Source organism: Patescibacteria group bacterium (assembly GCA_041649475.1).
In the GTDB taxonomy this organism is placed as follows: domain Bacteria; phylum Patescibacteriota; class Patescibacteriia; order Magasanikbacterales; family GWA2-37-8; genus JBAZNA01.
This window is the reverse complement of sequence record JBAZNA010000001.1, coordinates 355,758-377,912: the sequence shown is the minus strand read 5'-3', so window position 1 is coordinate 377,912 and position 22,155 is coordinate 355,758. Positions and strand designations below refer to the sequence as shown.

The 22,155-nt window shown below is 42.7% G+C and carries 15 protein-coding genes and 2 tRNA genes; 6 read left to right on the top strand and 11 right to left on the bottom strand.

The window, feature by feature from the left end; all coding sequences use genetic code 11:
• Positions 1-76 precede the first annotated feature (76 nt).
• Entirely contained in the window at positions 77-2,257 is a 2,181-nt protein-coding gene (locus tag WC526_01850) for a hypothetical protein (protein ID MFA5061866.1), read from the top strand.
• A gap of 11 nt (positions 2,258-2,268) precedes the next feature.
• Here WC526_01850 and WC526_01845 read toward each other — a convergent pair.
• From WC526_01845 to WC526_01825, 5 genes are all read right to left on the bottom strand, one after another.
• Positions 2,269-2,340: transfer RNA gene (locus tag WC526_01845), tRNA-Glu, on the bottom strand.
• Between the two features lie 16 nt (positions 2,341-2,356).
• Positions 2,357-4,168, bottom strand: coding sequence for a translational GTPase TypA (gene typA / locus WC526_01840; GenBank protein ID MFA5061865.1), 1,812 nt, complete (start codon positions 4,166-4,168; stop codon positions 2,357-2,359).
• Between the two features lie 119 nt (positions 4,169-4,287).
• Positions 4,288-7,995 carry a hypothetical protein gene (locus tag WC526_01835; protein ID MFA5061864.1) on the bottom strand — a complete coding sequence of 1,236 codons (3,708 nt, stop codon included), beginning with the start codon at positions 7,993-7,995 and terminating at the stop codon, positions 4,288-4,290.
• 187 nt (positions 7,996-8,182) lie between these two features.
• Positions 8,183-9,502 (bottom strand): DUF5667 domain-containing protein, encoded by a 1,320-nt coding sequence (locus tag WC526_01830; GenBank protein MFA5061863.1) that lies wholly within the window; start codon positions 9,500-9,502, stop codon positions 8,183-8,185.
• Between the two features lie 3 nt (positions 9,503-9,505).
• Positions 9,506-10,069, bottom strand: a complete 564-nt coding sequence (locus WC526_01825; protein ID MFA5061862.1) for an RNA polymerase sigma factor — start codon at positions 10,067-10,069, stop codon at positions 9,506-9,508.
• A gap of 455 nt (positions 10,070-10,524) precedes the next feature.
• On the opposite strand from WC526_01825, the gene WC526_01820 reads away from it, so the two are divergent.
• Both WC526_01820 and WC526_01815 read left to right on the top strand, forming a co-directional pair.
• Entirely contained in the window at positions 10,525-10,860 is a 336-nt protein-coding gene (locus WC526_01820; protein ID MFA5061861.1) for a helix-turn-helix domain-containing protein, read from the top strand.
• 156 nt (positions 10,861-11,016) lie between these two features.
• Positions 11,017-12,765 (top strand): hypothetical protein, encoded by a 1,749-nt coding sequence (locus WC526_01815; protein MFA5061860.1) that lies wholly within the window; start codon positions 11,017-11,019, stop codon positions 12,763-12,765.
• A gap of 18 nt (positions 12,766-12,783) precedes the next feature.
• Here WC526_01815 and WC526_01810 read toward each other — a convergent pair whose 3' ends face one another.
• The 4 genes from WC526_01810 to WC526_01795 form a co-directional block, all read right to left on the bottom strand.
• A complete protein-coding gene (locus WC526_01810; GenBank protein ID MFA5061859.1) occupies positions 12,784-13,968 on the bottom strand; it encodes an aromatic amino acid transport family protein in 1,185 nt (394 codons plus the stop codon).
• A gap of 39 nt (positions 13,969-14,007) precedes the next feature.
• Positions 14,008-14,081, bottom strand: a tRNA-Val gene (locus tag WC526_01805).
• Positions 14,082-14,125: 44 nt separating this feature from the next.
• Complete coding sequence (locus WC526_01800; protein MFA5061858.1) at positions 14,126-15,148, bottom strand: hypothetical protein; 1,023 nt, start codon at positions 15,146-15,148, stop codon at positions 14,126-14,128.
• Between the two features lie 7 nt (positions 15,149-15,155).
• The gene (locus tag WC526_01795; protein MFA5061857.1) at positions 15,156-16,061 is read right to left on the bottom strand and encodes a DMT family transporter; all 906 of its coding nucleotides are present in this window, start codon (positions 16,059-16,061) and stop codon (positions 15,156-15,158) included.
• Positions 16,062-16,609: 548 nt separating this feature from the next.
• On the opposite strand from WC526_01795, the gene WC526_01790 reads away from it, so the two are divergent.
• The gene (locus tag WC526_01790; GenBank protein MFA5061856.1) at positions 16,610-17,791 is read left to right on the top strand and encodes a glycosyltransferase family 4 protein; all 1,182 of its coding nucleotides are present in this window, start codon (positions 16,610-16,612) and stop codon (positions 17,789-17,791) included.
• 1 nt (position 17,792) lies between these two features.
• Here WC526_01790 and WC526_01785 read toward each other — a convergent pair whose 3' ends face one another.
• Complete coding sequence (locus tag WC526_01785) at positions 17,793-19,004, bottom strand: glycosyltransferase (GenBank protein ID MFA5061855.1); 1,212 nt, start codon at positions 19,002-19,004, stop codon at positions 17,793-17,795.
• Between the two features lie 3 nt (positions 19,005-19,007).
• Positions 19,008-19,715, bottom strand: coding sequence for a class I SAM-dependent methyltransferase (locus WC526_01780; protein MFA5061854.1), 708 nt, complete (start codon positions 19,713-19,715; stop codon positions 19,008-19,010).
• 20 nt (positions 19,716-19,735) lie between these two features.
• Here WC526_01780 and WC526_01775 point away from each other — a divergent pair, with 20 nt between their 5' ends.
• Positions 19,736-21,295 carry a tRNA uridine(34) 5-carboxymethylaminomethyl modification radical SAM/GNAT enzyme Elp3 gene (locus WC526_01775; GenBank protein ID MFA5061853.1) on the top strand — a complete coding sequence of 520 codons (1,560 nt, stop codon included), beginning with the start codon at positions 19,736-19,738 and terminating at the stop codon, positions 21,293-21,295.
• Between the two features lie 7 nt (positions 21,296-21,302).
• Positions 21,303-22,151 (top strand): haloacid dehalogenase-like hydrolase, encoded by an 849-nt coding sequence (locus WC526_01770; protein MFA5061852.1) that lies wholly within the window; start codon positions 21,303-21,305, stop codon positions 22,149-22,151.
• Positions 22,152-22,155: the final 4 nt, after the last annotated feature.

The window sequence follows — 22,155 nt, the reverse complement described above, 5'->3', positions numbered from 1 at the left end:
AATATTATACACCATAACTCAACAACCGGGCAATATAGTGGTATAATAGAGTCGCCAAAAACTATAAATAAAAAATATGAAAAGAAGTTCAAAAACCAACTCTTTGCTCACCATTGCCTTTGCTTTGATATTTTTATCCTCGGTTTGCATAGGAATGAATTGGAATACGAATGCGGCTAAAGTCAGCGTGGGTGTTTCTCTTAGCCCGGCATCGGCCACATCCGTGGCTAATACCACCTTTTTAAAATCATACCGTCTGCTGGTATTTACAAAAATTAACGGCGCCTGGCCAACCAAAGATGGCGGTTATATTGTTTCCGGCACGACTGACCCCAATATTATGTTTATCCCGCCGGATGGTTTTGTGGCCAAACTTGATAAACAGGGCAGCGTGCAGTGGCTAAAACTTCTAAAAACCACCAATGCCGCCGGAGATGGCAATCCCAAAGGGGAAGAAGATGTCCAGTCAATTATTGAACTTAAAAACGGCGGCTATTTAATGGCTTCCAAGGTCTGGGGGTTTATTAAATCCGCAGAATGGAAGATGGACAATGTTGATTTAAACAAAATACTAATCACCAAATTGGACAAGAATGGCAACATGGTTTGGAACAAATCTTTCACCGCCGCCGTGGAAGATGCCAGAAACTCACTGCTCCAAACCGCGGACAATGGTTTTTTGTTTTACGCAAACATACTTGATTTGCCGCCCGAGCAAAGAGGAGAGGACTCTGATGTTTATCAAGATTTGCCCTTTGCTTCGCTTAAGGTTTTGAAATTTGATAAAAACGGAAATTTGGATTGGTCAAAAAATATAAAAAACTTTATTTCCCGCAACAATGATTCTTATCTTATAGCAACGCCAGATGGCGGCTATGCCCTGGCCGGAAACGTAACCGAACCGAATGCGGAAAAAAGTTTGCCGTATAATTTTGATACCTATCCCGGACTGGTTAAATTTGATAAAGATTTTAACTTCCAGTGGGCAAAAAGTTTGGAGGGGACGCCTTTGGATATGGCCGCGGCTATTCCCAAAGCAGGCGGGGGCTATGAGATGGGTTGGAAAAAGGTGCGCCAAGGAGCAAGCAATATTCGCGGCCTGATTCAGACGCAAGATAACGGGTATTTGGTTTTAGGAACTTTAGCCGGAACCTTGTCTATGCTGCCAAAAATTACGGACCTAGCGTCAATGAAAAAGGATTATTTGATTGCCTTCAAATATGATTCTGCGGGTAATTTAGAGTGGGTCAAAAAAATGAATTTTGGTTTTAATGATTTTACCTCGCCGATGATAGAATTTTCCATGGCTCTCTCGGCTGACAAACAAATAATGATTGCTGGACCGATCAGTTGGGCTGACGATGATTTTCAGGAAAAAACTAAAGCAGTCAATGAACAGGATCAAGCAACCATTGATGCGGCTCGAGACGCGTATCGCCCCGGTATTTTTATGATGAAAATGGATGCTGACCTAAATGTTAGCTGGGCAAAGATAATTAACCCCCAGCGCGGAGCCACGAATTATGTTTTAAAGGCCACAACCGACAGCGGGGCCATCATCGCCGGCGAATATGTAACTAAGATAGTTAAATCAGTCATATTGGACAGTAAAACCTATTATAAAGACGGATTTTTGCTGAAGATAGATGCAAGCGGCAATGTTAATAATGATACCAGTTGGATAACAGACTATAACGGCAGTTTTGCCGTAGAGATGGCGACGACCTACTCTATTTCCAATAATTTAACCGCGCAAGTGGAACCCTACCCAATTAATTTAACAAACCGCAAGCCGGAATTTTCTCTCTATAAAAAAGCAAAAGTTTCAACCTACGCCCCGTTTAAAGCTTCTCAAAATACTCCCCCCGCCCAACTGCCTACAGTTTCTACTAACAACACTGATTTCACTGCTAAAAAAACCTGGCCGGAAATGAATTACGACAACAAAACCACTGTGGAACCGGTCAATGAAAAGAGCCGGACAATCAACAGCGAGCTCCTACCCATTCTAAACCAGCTTTTTGACAGTCACGTCAAACTGACGGATAATTTGTCCGGACAAATGCTAAGCTACACCTTTGATCGCGTTATTACCAAAGACGATATGGCTAAAGTGAAAAGTTATCTGGAAGGCCTTGGCTACAAAACGCAGGACGAAGGGAGCAAACAATTGACTATGTATAAACCGGGATATTTCTTGATAATGACTTTTTCAATAGATAATATCAACAAAGGGTTTTTGGATGTGACCTATTAGAATTAGAATTGTACCGCCAAGGGGAATCGAACCCCTATTACTACCGTGAGAGGGTAATGTCCTAGCCATTAGACGATGGCGGCGTAAAGGCATTTAATATTATACCATAATCCCTTTAGACCTTCTTTTCTCATCCTCCGGATCCAAAATCACCTTTCTAATTCTGATATTTTTGGGAGTCACTTCCACCAATTCATCATCGCCAATATATTCCAAGGCATCTTCCAAATCCATGGTTCTTGGCGTATTGAAATGTTCGGCGCTGCCGTCGCCTTTGGAACGCATGTTGGAAAGCTGTTTTTCTTTACAAACATTAACGCGGATATCGCCGGTGCGCGCATTCTGTCCGACAACTTGTCCTTTATAAACAGACACGGCCGGCCCAACAAACATCACTCCCCTATCCTGCACATTTAACAGGCCGTACAAATTTGTCGTTCCGGTTTCATGAGCGACCAAAGAACCCTGGTCGCGTTCGCGCCAATTGCCCGGATCAGGCATATAATCATAAAAAATTGTATTGATTATTCCTAGGCCCCTGGTGTCGGTCAAAAATTCGGTGCGATAGCCGAACAAGCCCCGGGTGGGAATAATAAATTCTAAAAAATTAATTCCGTTTTCCGTACGCATTTCGCGCAATTCGCCGTGTCTGCCGCCTAATTTTTGAATAACGGCTCCGGCATGAACCTCGGGGGTCTCAATAAATATCTGCTCGTATGGCGCCAGCATTTTTCCATTAACTTCTTTAAGAATCACCTGCGGACGGGAAACCTGAAATTCATAACCCTCCCGGCGCAAGCGTTCAATTAAAATGGCCAAATGCAGTTCGCCTCTTCCGGAAACAATCCAATCACCGTTTGGCCCGTCTGTAACCCGCAAAGCCATATCCGTTTCCAACTCTTTATATAATCTTTCCCTAACCTGGCGCGAAGTGCTAAATTGGCCTTCTTTGCCGGCAAAGGGCGAATCATTTACGCAAAAGGTCATCTTCACGGTCGGCTCTTCAATGTTTAAAAGGGGCAAAGCGATTGGGCTGGCAACATCCGCGATTGTTTCTCCGATATTTATATCAGGAATTCCGGCCAAGGCCACAATGTCTCCGACCAAGGCCTCACTTACCTCAACCCGACCCAACCCCTCAAAACTCATCAGAGACATCAAGCGACATTTTTCCATTTGTCCGGCGCGATTAATATGCATGACATCCTGACCGGCTTTTATCTTGCCGTTATAGATTCTGCCAATGGCGATTCTGCCTTTAAAGTCATTACCACTGATGGTGGTGACAAGCATTTGTAAAGGCGCATTTTCATCGCCGGACGGCTCGGGCACGTATTTTAAAATCGTATCAAAAATTGGAGTGATGTCGGTCATTTTTTCTATATCCGGGAGAAGCCCAGCTTTGCCCTGTTTGGCTGAAGCGTATATTACCGGAAAATCAGCGGCCTCATCGCTGGCGCCCAACTCCACAAACAAATCAAAGGTTTTGTCCAAGGCGTATTCCGGCCTGGCGCCCGGCTTGTCAATTTTATTTATCACCACAATAATCTTATGCCCCATGGCCAGCGCTTTTTTGAGCACGAATCTGGTTTGCGGCATCGGCCCTTCTTTGGCATCAACCAAAAGCAAACAACCGTCGGCCATCTTCAAAACGCGTTCAACTTCCCCGCCAAAATCAGCATGACCCGGGGTGTCAATGATGTTTATTTTGGTCCCTTGCCAATCTATGGCCGCATTTTTGGAAAAAATAGTAATTCCCCTTTCGCGTTCCAGATCATTGCTGTCCATAATGGTGTCCTGATTTGCCTGTTCTTTGGACAGTTTGGTTTTGGATTGGCGAAGCAAAGCATCCACGAGCGTGGTTTTGCCGTGGTCTACGTGGGCGATAATGGCGACGTTTCTGATTTTCATAAATATTTAAGATTGCGGTGACAAAATTATACACAATAAGTATGTTTTTGTCAACAAAAACCCGCCCTTGCGGGCGGGTTTTGTTCTGTAAACTTTTTACAGAATTCAACTCAAACTACTTAGAAGGCTCGGGTCATTGTTGATCCGGACACTTCGTAAGAATCTGAAGCTGAATAAGGAACAGTGTTCTCGCTACCTCCGACTGGAGTGTAGTAGTAGAACAAGTTGCCTGTATTCCACGCTGAACCGCTCCAACCTGTTGAACCGGCAATCTTGGCAGACAGCGTTACGCTGGTGCCTGAGGTCTTGCTAGTACCCATATTGGATGTGTCAGCAGTGACAATAAAGGTAATCGCGGCGCCTGGACCAATAGTAATATTACTCATTGAACCAGTTGTGGCCGCTTGAGCCCCATCAAAGGTAACGGTGGATGGATTGGCTGTGCTGGAATTTACCACTGTATCGTTTACAGCAAGATAAGTTCCAAGTCCGCCTGAACCGTTATCTTCATACAATCTGAAGTCTCTGATTGTTCCACTAGATGTTCCTGCGCCGGCCAAACCGGACACGCTAACAGAAATCGTAGTTGAACCAACTCTTAAATCACGGGCACCAGAATTGGTAACTGTGAATTTAAGTATTTGAGCTTTGGTGTCCAAAGCTAAGGCAGAGCCCAAAGATGTGGCAGTAATTGTCGGATACGCATCATGGAAGATGTAGGCAGAAGAAGTCGCAAATCTTTCCATTGCGGAATTGCTACCAGCAGTGGTAAGGCCAATATCGGCGGCTGCCAATAAAGAACCTGCGCCTGATCTGGCTTCCATGTCCGTATTGCTATTACTCTTGATTACGAAGTCAACCGGTTGATCTTTGTTAATCACGCCTGAGCCATTAGTGTTACCTTTTAAGGTAATGACTTTGTATGAATCCATCGGGATTTCAAGAGTGAGCCCGGTGAAAACAACATTGCCAGCAACATAATTGCCTGTAGCTAAGGCAGCGCCGGTAGAATCGTACAATGTTAACAGACCGAATAGACCTGAAGTGGTGTAGTCAATAATAGGAGCACCATCCGGCAGCCTTAAAGTAAACGACAACTTGTTTAAGGTCACGCTATCGCTGGCCGCGGATAATTTCCACTTACCAAGCTGAACACCGGTCTGACTCGGACCGTAGATCTTGGAGATAGTTGAGGCATCAGATGCCGCAGCGATTCCCAATGTACCATTTCCCACGGTCACATTCTGACCAACGATCAGAGGAGTGGTGTAGGATGTGGAATTGTTGCTGCTCTTGCCAGTGTAGTTATACGCTGAGATGGATGAACTCACGACACCGGAAGCGCCTGAAATTATCAGACCCTGTAATTGCAAGGTCTTAGTAGTGCCCTTCGGAACAGTTAAACTGAAAGTATAACCATTTGAAGTGGAAGCTACGGTGCTTAAGGTGGAGCCCAATTGAGTGGTTCCATCATACAGAGCTACATTCTGGAAAGTATTGGCTGCACTGCCGGTATCACCAAAGGCGAAGGTCATGCTGCTTAAAGCAATATCTTCAGAGGTGCCGGCTGTACAAATGTACTGGCCAAGAACGGTATTTGATCCGCTGGCGCGGGTCACATTACCCATGGCAGTATCTTTGTAGCAGGTAAGTGCGGTTGCACTCACGGCCAATTGATTGGCGGCTGTGCTGGTTGGCACAACAGTTGGCAGATTATCTTTGAAGTCAAGAGTAGATAATCTCTTGGCATAGAAATCACCAACAGCAATCTTATAGGTGTCTCCGCTGGCAAGGGAATCAATATTGCCGACTACTTGCAAGGTCTTGGTACTACCAGAGTTGATTGTCAAGTAGCTGGACATGTTATATTGTTTGCCCTGCGTTGGGTAATACAAATTTACATCAGAAGCAGCGACGGTCAAGTAGGTATTGCCGCTGGAATCCTGTACAGAAATATTACCGGTTAACTTATGGGTTGAAGCAGTAGTAGTTACTACTCCCAAGCCCATTTTGCGGATTTCCATGTTCTCACCAACCGCTTTAATATCAAAGGTTGCTAACACAACTCCTGAAGCTCCAGAGGAGATATTCCCGGCTGGAGAAGCCACGTTCTTGTTTACAGTCAAACTGCCGGATTTGATTTCAAACCAGCCGTTTGTTTCATATTGGTCAGCGAACCCGTCCGGTAAAATATAGAACCCGGTTGTGGATCCCTTAAGCAACATGTCGTAATCATTCTGTAAGTGAACGCGGAAATAATGAGTTGAACCATCAACAACATCGGCTTTTAAGGTCAATGTTCTGTTGGTGCTCTTTGGCAAAGTATACGGGTTAGTGAAATTTATGGTCACATAGCGATCAGCTAGAGTGGTCGCTGTACCCAATACTGAACCATCCGGTGCCACGAGAGAGAGATTGGTAAGATCTTTGTCTTGCAAGCTGCCTTCAAAATAGAAGGTCAATCTTGAAATAACAACATCTTCATTGCCGCTGCTCTCTGTGAATTTGAATTTGGCAATTTCTTTGCCGACATCACCAACTGAAATGTTGGCGAGAGCAATTGTTGCCTCACTGCCATTTGTAATACCACCGACAGCTACATTAGTAGATGAAACTATAGCTAATGATGCATTGCCGTCAATAATACTCATCTGGTTGCCAGTGATTGGGAATGAACCGCCAACTGTGCCGTCTGAAGTAATATCAGTGGCAGCAGCGACTTTCATTCCAACCAAACCGGAGTTAGCAGCAGCGGAAATATTTAACCTGACAATTAAAGATTCCGGGGCGCCGGAAGAAACCAAGATTGGGTTGCCGGCAAAGCCCACAGTTACTTTATTGTCTGAAGTGAAGGAGGTCATGACATCGCCATGGCGATTTCCTTCCGCGTCCCAAATGCTGACGCCAGTAATATTGGTATTAGCGATTAAACCAGTTTTGGTTAAGGTAATACCAGTTACTTTTGTGGCGCTACCAGCGCTTAGGGCTAACTTCAAAACAGCGTTATAGGCAGATCCATCAGCAATGTTTGCAGCTGCTGGATTATCTGCGGCTAAGGCCACTGTTAAGTTACCGCCAGTACCCGGAGCAATTGCTCCGTCCTGTGTTCGGTTGCTGATTGTTGAATCTAAAGAATCAAGCACAGCACCAGTGGTGAATCCTGCTAAATAAGCAGCAGGAACAGCATGTACAAATGCGGTCTTGAATCTGTTGGCAGTCATGCCTGTAGCAGTAACTTCACGAAGGACGTTACCGGCGGCGACATACCATGTTTTGCTGTCCTTGCTTACCAGCATGCCCTCATGGGCTAAGCCAGCAATGTCTGCACCGCGGTTAACATAATGCGGCCAGAACGGATCAGCAACTGTCATTACTTTGTAGGTTGCGCCATAGAGGGCCTTGGCATCAGTTACGCTGATTTTTGCCAAAGTATTTCCTGGTTCAACTACATATAATTGATCTGAAGACGGTCTCTTTACAACATAAGAACCCGGGCGATAGTTTACTCCGCCTGGATAAGTGCTGGGAACTGACAAAGAGTCAAAACATTCCTGGGTGACTGAAATATAGCCACCGTAGGTGTTGTTTACGTTCCAGCTCTTAAATTCATCTCCGGAAGGAAAATACAATACCTTTGAAGCATTGTTTACAGCATAGATAGCTGCCTTGCCAGTTACCTTAATCATGTTGCCAGCTGATAAAGTTGGACATGATGCGGCATTAGCAACGGTTGAAGCTAATGAAACTACGCCAAGTGACCACATGATTGTGGTTACAACAACGCCGATGGTAAAGATTCTCTTTCCTAGTTTTAATACATCGGTCATATTTAAATTAAGATTATTTTTTCCCTCGCAAATTTCCGTTAGGATACCTGCAAGAGACACAATGGTCTAGGCGAGTCCTCATGGACCCTCAACCTTTGCTAAGACCGTTAATAATAACTACTACTTACTAACTTTTTCTCTCCGCGTTACAGACAATAAATCTTGCCTGCAGTGCGGGAAGAAAAAACTATTTTACCGTGCTGGTTGGCAATATTATAACCGTTGAACTGCTCACGACAATACCCACCGTACTGCTGCTTGATGGTGTTGAGGTGATAACAACCGCTGATATGCTTGAGGATACCCCTTTATCACCCACAACCGATACCACCGGTAATACGGTCTGAACAGTTTTAATGGTATTGTCGGCAATCTGTTCTGATACCTTGGTGGCATCTGAAGCCACTTTTACTTTATCAACAGCTTGCAATAAGTTGCCTTGAGATAGAAGCTGTTGGCCTTCGCTTGCTTGTTGATTGGCGACAACCCCGACTTGTTGGGTCTGACTTACCGCAACCTGGGTCTGAATGCTGGCGGCTTCCAATTTGGTGGACAGCACTTGCGTACTGCTGACTAAACTTGTATTTTTATCTTGCTTGGCGTCTTTGGAAATAGCAGCCACTTCGGTTTTTACAATATTGATGGCTTGATTAACATCCGCGGTATTTTGTTGAGATACGGCGGCATCGGCAACCGCAGATTGCAATTGATTATTTATAACTTGTTTTACTTCATCTTTGGAAACGCTATTATCACCCTGCAAATGTTTGGTTACCATAACTTCCATTGCTTTCACCGCAGTGTCTTTGGTTAAATTTTTGGCTTCAGCTACCCGGGTGGTCAAATCACTTAAACTGGCCGCTGTGCTGGTTGGAGTGGTTAAAAGATCTGTTTTTACGGAAGTTAAGACATCCTGGATTTGCACCGCATTTTGAGATATGTCTTTGGCGGTTTGAGCGGATACCGACGCGTCGGTATTAGTTTTTAAATCATTCAAGGTGCTGCTCACAGTTTGAATTTCATTTTTCAAATCATTAACAGTGTTCATGGCCATACCGATTTTCTGCGGATCGCTGATAATTTTTTTGGTTTCTATGGCTCGGCGTTTGGCAAACTCCACATGTAAGCTGGCCTCGGCCTTCTTATCTCCAACAACCGCCACCACCGCCGCTTGGGTTTGTTCTGTAATTTTCTTAGCAGCATATAACCAATCCCCGGGCAGAGCTTCGGCTGAAGCTGACACTGTTCCAAGCCAGCCGCCACCAACCATACCCATAATGAGGGCCAGCGCCAAGGCCGGGCGAACTATTGAATTAACAAAGGATTGCGGTAAAAAGATGGACAGGCTCTGCCAGACATTCTCCATTTTAAATTGGGAAGGTTCCTGGGTAACTGTATTTTTTATTTGAGACAGCAAAAGCCCGCGGTTATTCTCTAACCACTCATTGCTAGGATTGACATCCTGATGTTTCAGAGTTTTGAGTTGTTTAATTATGTTGCGATACATATTTTAACCTTCCAAAAGCTCTTTCAATTTTTTTAGACCACGATGCAAAGTGACTCTTACTGCTATACCGCCTTTTCCGGTTATTTCGGAAATCTCGCTTACATCCAGTTCATCAACATATTTCAGAGTAACTATTTCTCTATATTCTTGTTTTAATTTTTGCAAGGCCTGAATGATTTTTTGCGCTTCCATTTTATCTCCGAATGTTTCTTTCCATTTTCCGGCATCATTTATATCAAGCCCGCTTTCTTCATTTATATTATCCAGGGACAAGATTTCTGTTTGTCTGGATTTTTTTCTGTATAGATCAATCACGCAATTGCGTGCCAATTTGTAAAGCAACCCGCTGAAACTATCAATCTTTTTCTTCTCGCTTATGAAATTCCAGGCCTTTAAAAATACTTCAGAAGTAACATCCTCGGCTTCTTCATGATTTGCAACTTTAAAAAAAACGAACCTGTAAATGCGTCTTGCGTACAAATCGTAAAGTTTCGCAAACGCTTCAGGATCTTGCTTAGTATATAGTTGATAGAGGAGGATTTTCTCGGTAAGCTTCTTGGCTGACATTATAGTAGACGTAAAATAATTAAAAGTGTTACACCTACCTTGTTATAGCTCAAAATTAATGTTACATATTTTAGCAAAATTTCAAGGTTTGGTCAAATAAAATATACAAATACCCACACAAAGACTTACAGACATAAAGAAGATTTTTCGCCAAGCTCCACACATACTTGATTTAAAGGTGTTTCGCTAGTGCTTAAAATCTTCTTTATGTCTGTAAGTTGTCAGTATCTGTAATAATTTGTATACACTATTGTATACAAACATAATAGTACACACATGAGGTTTTTTGCACTAGCGATAGCTTGGCGAAAAATACTACTTTTCCGTGTGTATTATTGTAAAATTGTATAGACAAGCGTATACAAATATAATAAATACAACAACTATCTATATGATTTGATTGACAAATATCTGTAGCTGTGCTATGATTGTATACACTATTGTATACTTCTACTATGAATGAAGACAATAAAAAAACAGAAAACCCCAAAGAAATCATCAGGGTCTCCATTTCTGAAGCCGCCAAACTCTTTGGTGTAAATGCCCAAACCATCAGACGCGCTATTACAGCTCAAGAAGTCACTTATATTATAGTAGCCGGAAGATATAAACTAAATTTTGAAAGCTTAGTTAAGTGGTCACAACGCCATACCACAATTAAAAACAAGCTGATTAATAAAGGAATTGGGCAATTTGTAGGTCAATGGAAGATCAAGAATCCCCTTTACTCCCCCAACCCCAAAACTGTAGAAAATAAAAAAGAAAATGAACCAGAAACACCGGCCGCCTAGCCGGCGTTTTTGTTCCTTTTGACTGTTTGCTGTATAGCTAAGGAAGTTGTATAATATAGCTACATATTATAAATACGATAGTATGAGAGATGAAGTTTTTCGCCAAGCTGTCGCTAGTGCTCAAAACTTCATCTCTCATACTATTCATACTTAATTATGCACAAACACATCTATAGTTTCTTCCATAAAATATACCATACCAAATACCATGGTATATACAGACACGCTAAAAAACTTTTTGTTTTTGATTTAGCTTTGCTGGGCTTAGCCATCATCATACTGGCCGGCGGCATATTTTTCTTTTTCTGGAAACCGGGTATCACTGATTTAATTGATCTAAGCATCTCACTGGGCAACAACCGAATAAAAAGCGGCGAATACGTCCACCTCACCGTGGATTATGCCAACAAAAGCAAATATAAACTGGAAAATATTTCTCTTGGCTTGCGCCTGCCAAACGGATTCACAGTTGATAGAACAAAAACTCCTGAATCAACCTTTTCAAAAACTTCAATCTTTACGGCCATAACAACTCTGGACCCGGGCGCCAAAGGTCAGGTAGAAATCTTTGGCTGGCTGTGGAGCGTACCTAATCAGGAAGAAAGAATCACGGCCTACTTGGCCTATGAACCGCACGGACTTAACCGAACCGAACAAAAGGTCTCTGTCTATGCCGCAAGGTTGCCGGAAAGCATAATCACCGGCAAACTTGAGATGGCCACCACCACTTTTCCAAACACGCCGACTCAATTTACCTACACTATCACCAACACCGGATCAGAAACTGTAAATAATATTTCTCTAATTAACAATTGGCTAACCAATATAATTGCCGCAAAAGACCAAAATTTTTCTTTACCGGCCGGAGGTTACAAGGTTATCAGCGGAACTCTAACCACCCCCAATCAAGGCGGAAATTATTCCTTAGAAATTACACCGCAAATTTTAATCAATAATTACCAAATAGCGCAGAAGATCGTAAAACAAACGAGTAATAACATCTCGCCAAATATAGAATCAAGCGTAAGTTTTGTTTCCACACCGGCTTACGCCGAACCGGGCCAAGTGATACCGCTTGCAATCAGGTGGAATAATAAAAGTAATTTCAAACTGGATAATTTACAAATGAAATTAACGGCAAACCAGACGAAAGTCGTGGACTGGGCCAAAACCGCCAGAGAAAACCACGCTACAGCCGCAAAAGATGGATTGATTTTAGATACAAAAACCAGAACAAATTTCAGTAATGGCAACCCGGGCAGTAACGACAGCTTCACCATAAATTTATATTTACTGCCAACATTTGCCGTTACCGGCGAAAAAATCTATTTAGAACTCATTCCAACAATGGAAGCCGGACTGGCTAAAATCTCTACGCAAAAATTCACCCAAGAGGGCTCAAGAGCCAGATTACCACTCGCCAGCGAAGTGCGCCTTGCCTCTGAAGCCAGATATTACACCCCGGAAGGAGACCAGCTCGGACGAGGGTCCCTGCCTCCGCAAGTAAAAAAGACCACCAAATACTGGGTCTTTATAAAAATTTCAAATACCAGCAACCAAATAAATAACGCTAAACTAATCACCTCTCTGGCAAACGGCGTTACGCTCACCGGCAAACAAAGCGTGACTTTGGGATCAGATATTATTTACGATTCTGCCAGCCGAAAAATAAGCTGGAGCAATGATGCTATCCCAGCCAATAGCCAGGTTGGAATATATTTTGAAGTCGCCGTCACCCCAACCGCCGCCCAGCTTGGTCAAAATATAAACCTGACCAACAGTATGCAGTTTGGAGCGACTGATGATTTTGTAAATAAAACCTTCAACTTATCCACAGCCGGAGTAACAAATATTTTAAACGCCAACGACAGGGGCCATATTTACGGCTCTCAAGTAACCGAATAGAAGTTCTTCTTACAGCTGTTAGAACAACGCCAGCAGGCTGTAAACAAATACTAAAGTAAAAATCAAAAATAACGGAACTGTTAACAGCCAAAAATGACGCAGGTTGTATCTTGAGGTATCCAAACCGCCAACCTTGTGAGCACGCCAGCACGCCAGCACTAAAATAATTGAATACGAACTAAACCCCAGCCCGCCCATAATACCGAGTATGCCCACAAAATTTCTTATCCCGGCCAGATATGCGGCTAGGGGTAAAAAAATAACCAGAAATTCCGCCAAAACTTTGTTCAACTTATTATCCCAAATAAAAGTTTGTTTTAAGACAATGCCAATACCCACAAAACCGGTGCCCATGGCCAAAATCGCCAATAAATTTCCGGCCACTAAAACCGCATTGCCAAAAATTTCCCCCAGGCCGATGGTGGCCACTTCAGTAGTATTTAAACCGCTAACACCGACCACGGCCACGGCAAACAGAATATATAAGACAATTGGAATTAAAGTGCCTATTATTAATGCTTTGCGAAAATGACGCTGACTGCCCGGCAAAAGCGCGTGCGCTTCCACCACAGCCGCGCTATTACTTAAGGCAAACATAATAACACCGAGCGGCAAGAAAATATTAGCGGTATTAATATAGAATAGATTTGTTACCTGTACTTTTGTTAATAAAAAGATAGAAAGCGCCGCCAGAATAAAAATAACTATTGAACCAATTATCTTCTCAAAAATTTTAATCATGCGCAGACCTCTCCAAATAAAGAAACTGCCCAAACTCCAGAAAAAAACTCCCCACCAGATTGGATTGCCACCAAACAGTGCCGACAAAGATTCCCCTTCGCCGACTATAAAAACCAACAAACTACCGTAGGCACCGAAAATAAATAAAAATGAAGATAAATACTTTGCCCAATTACCTAAATACCTGCCGGACAAACCCGGCAATTGTAACTGTTCATCGGTTTTAAGAGCCACCTCGCCAATCATCAGATTCAACCCCAACATTACCAAGCCAATAACGATAATATATAAAATACCAATCAGCAGTCCGACTTTGGAGATGACATAAGGCATGCCCAGCACACCGGCGCCAATAGTCATGCCCGTAATCATAAAAACCGCCTCCGACACCGTGGCTATTGGTTTATAAACTCCTTGATGAAGGACTATTTTTTTATCAGTAATTGTAGAAGGCGTTATCATGGCAATATTATACCATAATTCCACTACGAGCTGAAGTTGTGCGCGCCAAGGGATTCGAACCCCTGACCCTCTCGGTGTAAACGAGATGCTCTAACCAACTGAGCTAGGCGCGCGATAACAATGAAAAAAGTATAACGGAAGACGCAGGAAAAGTCAACTATTCCTTCCGCAAAGTTCTCACATACTCAACAAAACTGTTATCACCCTGTTTTTCCAGCCACAGCCACCATTCCGCCCCCCACAAATATGCTCTGGACACACCAATTTTGTCGGTGAAATTGATATTGTCTTTTAATCGGCTTAAATCCATTGATTTAAATTGTTCTTTTAAAGGAGTAGAAGAAAGCGTTCCAAACGGTATCCATGGTTCGGCCTGCAATTCCACGGCATAAGCAGTATCAATATTTCTGTCATTGGCGGCCAGTCGCAGACGGTAACCGGCTGTCGGCAGAATATAATCATAAGTCCAATAGCCAATATTTTCATCCCATACCACTCGATAAACCGTAAACCCGAAAAGATCGGCTTTGTCGGCAGTATGAGTCCACAAACTTAACTCTCCGGCATCTGTGGTCATGGTTAGATGGTTGGGATCTAAACTCTTTACCAATTTTAACTCATCGGCTAAATTTTTGTCCGTAAATTTCGGACATTTTGCGCCAAATGCCAAAAACGGTTCATTTTCAACCTGCCAAATTTCCAAAGCCGGACTGTTTTTAAAATGATTAACAGTGGCGTCTATATAACCTTCCAATTTGTTCCTATATTTATCAAGAGGCAGTTTAGCCGCCCAGCCCGGAATATGACACTCCGGCCACCGGGGTGTTTTTTGGCCAACCACCAAAATTATTTTTGCGTTTCTTTTTTGCGCCTCGCTCATCATCCAATCAAGTTCAGTAAAATCTTTTTTTCCGGCAACCGCCTCCACCATATCCCAATGGGCGGTGAGCCGGATATATTTAAATTTAAAATCATCAAGCATTCTTATAAAAGACGCCCGTCCGTCCAGCCCCAGATACTGCGCATACGCCGGATCATAAGTCACGCCATAAATAACATTGCCCGGCTGGCGCGCTTTATCGGATAAAAAAGCTGATAAAAAAATCAAAAACAAACCGACTCCGATGATTAATAAAGTAATAATGATTATTTTTAATGTCCGTGCATGTTTTGCCAACATATATTTGCTATTTTATGAGCATTAATGCCAAACCGCCGGCAATGAGAACAACGGCAAAAAATTCCTGAATAATTTCCCTGCCCATATACTCCTCTTTGAAAATCTTGGGAAAAAATTTTGACAGCAAGGCAACAAAAATAATCAAAATGGCAAACTGTACGCCGGCCAAGGCGTTTACCAAAGTCACGCTTCCCAAAGCGATCGCGTACTGAATTAAAACCAAACCAAAGACGCCCAAAATTTTATCCCAGCATACCAATACGGTTTGTTTAACCTCCTTAACGACCGCTCCGGTTTTCTTTTTATAAAAAAGCGCACGCACGCCGGGAAAGGCCAACAACAAAATTCCGAACACGCCCAAAAAACTTCGCGTCCAGACAAAGCCGCTGTAAAACCCGTAAACATCATAAGCATACTTGGAAGCCACGTGCGAAATTGCAAACAGCAACCCGGAAATTATTCCCAGAAGCATACCTGTATGCAGGCCGTTATGCTCCGGACTGTATTCAAAAGAAATAACCAGCGAACCGATAATTAAAACAAAAATGGCTATGAGTTTATAAACACCCAAATTTTCAGGTAAAAAAAGATTGCTCAAAATCAAAACAAAAAAGGCGGTAGCGGCCCCGACCAGGGGCCCGATATGGCTAATCTCGCTTTTTTTAAAACCAAGATACATCACCCACAAACCAAGGGCAAAACCAAAACCGGCTACCACAAAAATCAGCCAATCAATGGCACGAGAAGGAAACGCCACTCCAAACGGCAGAAGCAATAAAATTGGCAAAACAAAAATGGAAGAATAAAAGGTAAAAACAATCGGCCGGACTTCTGATTTAGAAATAATGAATTTGTCCAAAATACCGACTATTGCCGAGATTGTAAAACCGAGCAGGGCTACGGTAAGCCACATATACAATAAAACAAAAAACGCCTTAAAGCGTTATTATTCTACCATTAAATTGATAACTCCACAATTGTTTAGAAAAAAGTGTGGGTGCCCGACGTAGAGTCGCGTCGGGCACCCGGAAGAGGGTTCTTTCTCTTGGTGATTCCCTCTAGGATGGGAAGAGCTTGCGCACGGCGAAAATGATCACCACTGCGCTAGCGATGCCTCCAACAACCGCAGCAGTGGTGATCATGGCGACACCTAGCCCTGCAGCCGGCGGAACTGCCGGTTCTTCCGGTACCGCAGTACTGCCTGCGGAGACGGCCCCCTTCTGACCACAACCGTCTTCGCGGGTGCGGTGGCGGGCTGACCGAAGGCAGTCATGGGATTGCTGTACTGCGGCGAATCGTAGATCATGCGCCGGCGCGGTCCCCTGTGGACACCTCTGCTCTGGCTCATCCTTTTTCCCTCCTGTGAGTAAATAGCGATGCTAAATTATAACAATTTTATAACTGTACGTCAAGAGCCGGCTCAAATTAGCCCAACTATTGACAAAAATCCCAAAATCTGCTATGATTGAATGTTTTAAAAACGATATGAAAATAGCCATGATTGGACAAAAAGGCATTCCGGCCAAATACGGCGGCATTGAGCGCCATGTTGAGGAGCTGGCTTTAGAATTGGTTAAACAAGGCCACTCTGTGTCTGTTTACGCCAGAAAATGGTATACCTCGCCAAATATTAAGAATTTTGACGGCATTAAAATTATCCACACCCCGGCATTTCATTCCAAACATCTTGATGCTATTTCCAATACTTTCACATCCGCAATTCATGCTATGTGGCAAAAACCGGATGTTATTCACTTCCACGGAGTCGGCCCGTCTTTGCTTTGCTGGCTACCAAGAATTTTCGCCCCTAAAATAAAAGTGGTTGCTACTATTCATTGTCTTGACAGATACCATCAAAAATGGGGGCTGTTCGCGCGCCTGATGCTTCACCTGGGTGAATGGTCTGCCTGCCGTTTTGCGCACGAAGCCATTGCGGTTTCTAAAACTATTCAAAATTACTGCTTAAACGAATATCAGACAATAACTACCTACATTCCCAACGGCATCACCGGCCAGGTTTCCAAATCACCGGCCGTGATTGATCAATGGAATTTGGAAACCAACAAATACGTTTTGATGGTCTCCCGTTTGGTCAAACACAAAGGCGCACATTTTTTGATTGACGCCTGGCAGTTCGCCAAACAGCAAAATCCGGAAATTTTGAAAGATTACAAACTGGTAATTGTGGGTGGGGCTTCTTTTACGGATGATTATGTTAAAAAATTACACACCATGGCCCGCGGAGATAATAGCATTATTTTCACTGATTGGCAGAGCGGACAAAATTTATCCGAATTATACGCCAACGCAAAATTATTCATTCACCCTTCGGAAAATGAAGGTATGCCTATAACCGTTTTACAAGCCATGTCTTATGGCAAGCCGGTTTTAGTTTCAGATATTCCTGAACATAAAGAAGTTATTACTGACGGCCGTTTTTGGTTTGCCAATGCCAACACTATGTCTCTGGCCAATAAAATTGTTGAACTGATGAGTGATGAGCAATTGCTAAAAAATACGGGGTTGTTAAACAAACAAACCACCAATTTAAAATATAATTGGCAGGATATCGCCCTAAAGACCGGCGATCTATACTCGTTGCCGAAAAAAACCGAAGTTAAAAAAAGTTATAAGGTAGCGTAAATTATAGAGCCGCGTAAATTTCTTCTAAGGCGTGGCAATATCCGGCGGGATCATGATTTTGCTCCAGTAAATTTTTGGCATTCGCGATTAGCTTGCCAGCTTCCGGCCCGCGCAGTTGCATGGCCTTCCTGATTGCTTCGGCCAATGACTTTGGATTTTCCGGCTCGGCCAAAAAACCGGTTTGATTGTTTATTATGAGTTCATTGTTGCCGCCGCGGTCTGACGCGACCACCAGCTTGCCATTGCCCAGAGCTTCCAAAATTGAGATTGAACAATTTTCATAAAACAACGACGGCACCGCTATTACTTTAGCTTCGTTCATTATTGCCTGCCATTTCTCGCCGCCAACCCAGCCCACCCTTAAAACATTGGTTAGTCCGTTTTGTCTGATAAATTTTTCCACATTTTCTTCTTCCGGACCGGTGCCGGCAATGATAACTTGATAATTTTTCAAATCTTTTAAGGCCTCCAAAAAAATATTTATTCCCTTTTCCTCATGCAAACGGCCCATATAAACAACCTTATCGCCCAAGGTTGTATCTTTGGCTGTCACGGCATACGGATTGCGCACCAGATGCATTTTTTTTGCCGGGAACCCCCACTTTACCATTTTATCCAGCATAAACTGGCTGGGACAAACAAAAGCATCCACAAAATGCCAAATGCCTTTTAAATAATAGTAATAGGCCTCAAGTGATCCGGCCAAACTCTGCGCCTTGGAACCGTTTATACAATTGTAGCGCGTGCAATTATAATATTTGTGTTTAAAACATTTCTCACAGACAGTGTGATTGCGAAGCATGCGGTGGTTCGGACACATGGGCTGGACATCATGAACGGTGAGCACAATCGGCACGCCGGCCTTTTTCAAAGTAAAAAATATGCTGGCTGATAATTGCCGGGTGACATTGTGCAAGTGCGCCACCTCCGGTTCGGTGGCGGAAATCAAAGTCCGCAGTTTATTTTCCACTGCGTTTGAATGAAAAATGTTTTTAAAGGTTACCCAATCCGACCCCAAACTTTGTTTGGAGGTAAACTCCGGAATTTCCGGAGAAAAGTAGGCCGAATAATCAGACGGTAAATTACGGCTGCCCTGCATGGAAAATTCTATCACCTCGTGACCGCGCTCGCGCAAGCCGTTTATGGTATCAAAAAAAACCACTTCCGCTCCGCCTCTTCGGTAAAAAAATTTATTGACTTGGAGAACGCGCATAATCTAAATTTTAGTTTTTTCCGCAATGGCAATTAAGTCCCTGCCTATTTTTTCATCAGTCCAGTTATCTTTATTATAATAATCCAATTTTTTTACTTTAAAACCCGCTTCTTTTAAAAGCCCCCTTAATTCTTCTTTGGAAAAATGATGATAGTATCTTTGGCACTGCAGTTCACCCTGCGAATTTTTCCAGGGAATCAGAAAATCATTTTCCCCGATTTTTTGCCAGTCCTTTTTAAACTTTTGTTTGGCCCAGTCACTGCCAAGATTCCAAACTGTTATGATTATCTTACCACCTTTTCTCATTTCTTTATAGGCCTGCGTCAAGAGCTGTAAACGGCTAGTTTTGTCGGGCAAATGGTGAAAAGAAGCGACCATAAACACCAGATCAAAAAAACCGGGCGGAAAACTCTTCCGTTTTTTTGCCGTACAAAAAAATTTCGCTCTGCCCTTTTTAACTTCCCGGCTGAATTTTGTTTTCGCGATTTTGATCAGATTTTCGCTCTGATCTATACCAAAATATTTGATGTTTTTGCTTTGTAATAAAAAAATAAGCCGGCCATTGCCGCATCCCCAATCCAAAATATTTTGACCGTCTTTCACGAGCTTTTTGAATTGTTCAAGCTCAAACCAGGAATCATACCTGGTATCGGAAAAATATTTGGCTATTTTATTGTAATCTTCACGAGTTTTCTGTATAATATCCCGCATAATTAGATCTGACCGAAAACATGGAAAAAAAGCTGAATCTAAACGAAAAAATGGTGGTTGAATCCATTCGGAAAAAGCCGAAGGATCTGGAAGCGCTTAACACCTTAAAGCGCCTGATTTTGCGCTCCCAAACAACTGTAAAAAACATACCAACAACTTCGGAACTGCTTAAAGCATACCATAAATTAGTGCTTAAACACAAGATTAAAAAAGACCTTAATTTGGAACAGCTTTTGACCAAAAGGGCGGTGCGAACCTTGTCCGGAGTGACCATAATCACGGTTTTAACTAAGCCATTCTCCTGCCCGGGAAAATGTATTTACTGTCCGACTGAAAATGGTATGCCTAAGAGTTACTTATCAGACGAACCCGCTGCAAATAGAGCTCTCGGTTTAAAATTTGATCCTTACGAACAGGTTCGCCTGCGCATCAAGGCCTTGGAAGATAATGGCCATCCGACTGACAAGATTGAACTGATTGTTAAAGGCGGTACGTGGAACGCTTATCCGACTAGTTATCAGTATTGGTTTATCTTGAGATGCTTTGAAGCGTGCAACGAATCAAAAACTAACGATTTGCAAAAAGCACAAATCAAAAACGAATCTGCGAGACATCGCATAATCGGTCTGACCCTAGAAACCCGGCCGGACTATATAAATGAGAAAAATATAAAAATAATGCGCGAGTTGGGATGCACGCGCGTTGAAATGGGTGTGCAAACCACTGATGAAAAAACGCTAAAAAAAATCCAAAGAGGACATGATGTCAAAAGTGTCATTAACGCCACGAGGTTATTAAAAAATTCCGGATTTAAGGTTGACTATCACTTGATGCCTCAACTACCCGGCTCCACTCCGGCTAAGGATTTAAAAATGATGCTGGAAATTTTTGCCGATTCTGCTTTTCGTCCGGACATGATTAAAATTTATCCCTGCACGGTGATAAAAAATACACAATTATATAAGTGGCTGAAAGCCGGAAAGTATAAACCATATTCTGATCGCCAATTGATAAATATTTTAAAAAAATTTAAGACCCAAGTGCCAAGGTATGCGCGTATTTCCCGTCTAATCAGAGATATTCCCAGCCACCACATCCAGGCCGGCAATAAATTAACCAACCTGCGCCAGGTTATTCAAGCCGAGATGACTAAAGAAGGTTTAAAGTGTAAATGTTTGCGCTGCCGGGAAGTCGGCCACCAATTAAAAACTATAGCCGCGCCGAAATTATTTATTGATAAATATAAATCCAGCGGCGGCACAGAATATTTTATCAGTTTTGAAGACGCCAAGCGAAGCGTGGTTTTTGCGTTTTGCCGGTTGCGCATTTGCAAAAACGTAATTTATCCGGCTTTTATCCGCGAACTGCACACCTACGGTCATTTAGTTGAGATCGGCAAGACCGAAAAAGGCGCTAGCCAACACAAGGGTTTGGGTGTAAAGTTAGTTAAGATAGCCGAACAATTAGCAAAGAAGGGTGGGGTTAAAAAACTGACTGTTATTTCCGGGGTTGGTGTGCGCGGATATTACAAAAAGCTGGGTTATAAACTGGATAACACATACATGGTGAAAAACATTTAAAGAACATATGATGGAAATTGAAATCCCGGATAAAGAAAAACTGGAAAAAACTATAACCAAAATTAAAACCGATGGGCCGGAAAATTTACATATTCTGACGGATTTTGATCGGACACTGACGCATGCCTTTGTGAATGGTAAATTACTCCCCGCCATGATAGCTATTTTATTTGATGAGGGATATTTAGCTCCGGATTATTCCGCCAAGGCACAAGAGTTATATAGTCATTATTACCCAATTGAAATTGACCCAAAAATTCCCAAGGCAGAAAAGAAGGCGGCCATGGCGCAGTGGTGGCGGAAAGTTTTCAAACTTTTATTCGATTATGGCCTAACTAAAGACCATGTTGAACAGGTGGTCAAATCGGGTAAATTAAAATTCAGAGCCGGAGTTTTAGAATTTGTACAAACACTCCACGAAGCACAGGTGCCGATTGTTATCATGTCTTCAAGTGGTTTGGGTGGCGATGCAATAAAAACATACTTAGAACAAGAAAAACATTTATACAACAACATCCATATAATCGGCAATGAATTTATTTGGGACGAACAGGGCAAGGCCGTTGGCGTGCAAGAGCCGATTATTCACGGCATGAACAAAGATGAAACCGCTATCCAAAATTTTCCGGTTTTTCAAACGATTAAAAACAGAAAAAATGTTATCTTAATCGGCGACAGTCAAAACGACGTCGGCATGGTGGAGGGCTTTGATTATAAAAATTTAATAAAAATTGGATTCTTAAATACTAAGGTAGACGAGCACTTGCCTGCCTATAAAGAAATCTATGATCTAATTATTTTAAACGACGGCACATTTGCGGAAGTAAATAATTTATTAAAACAAATTTTATCTTAAATCC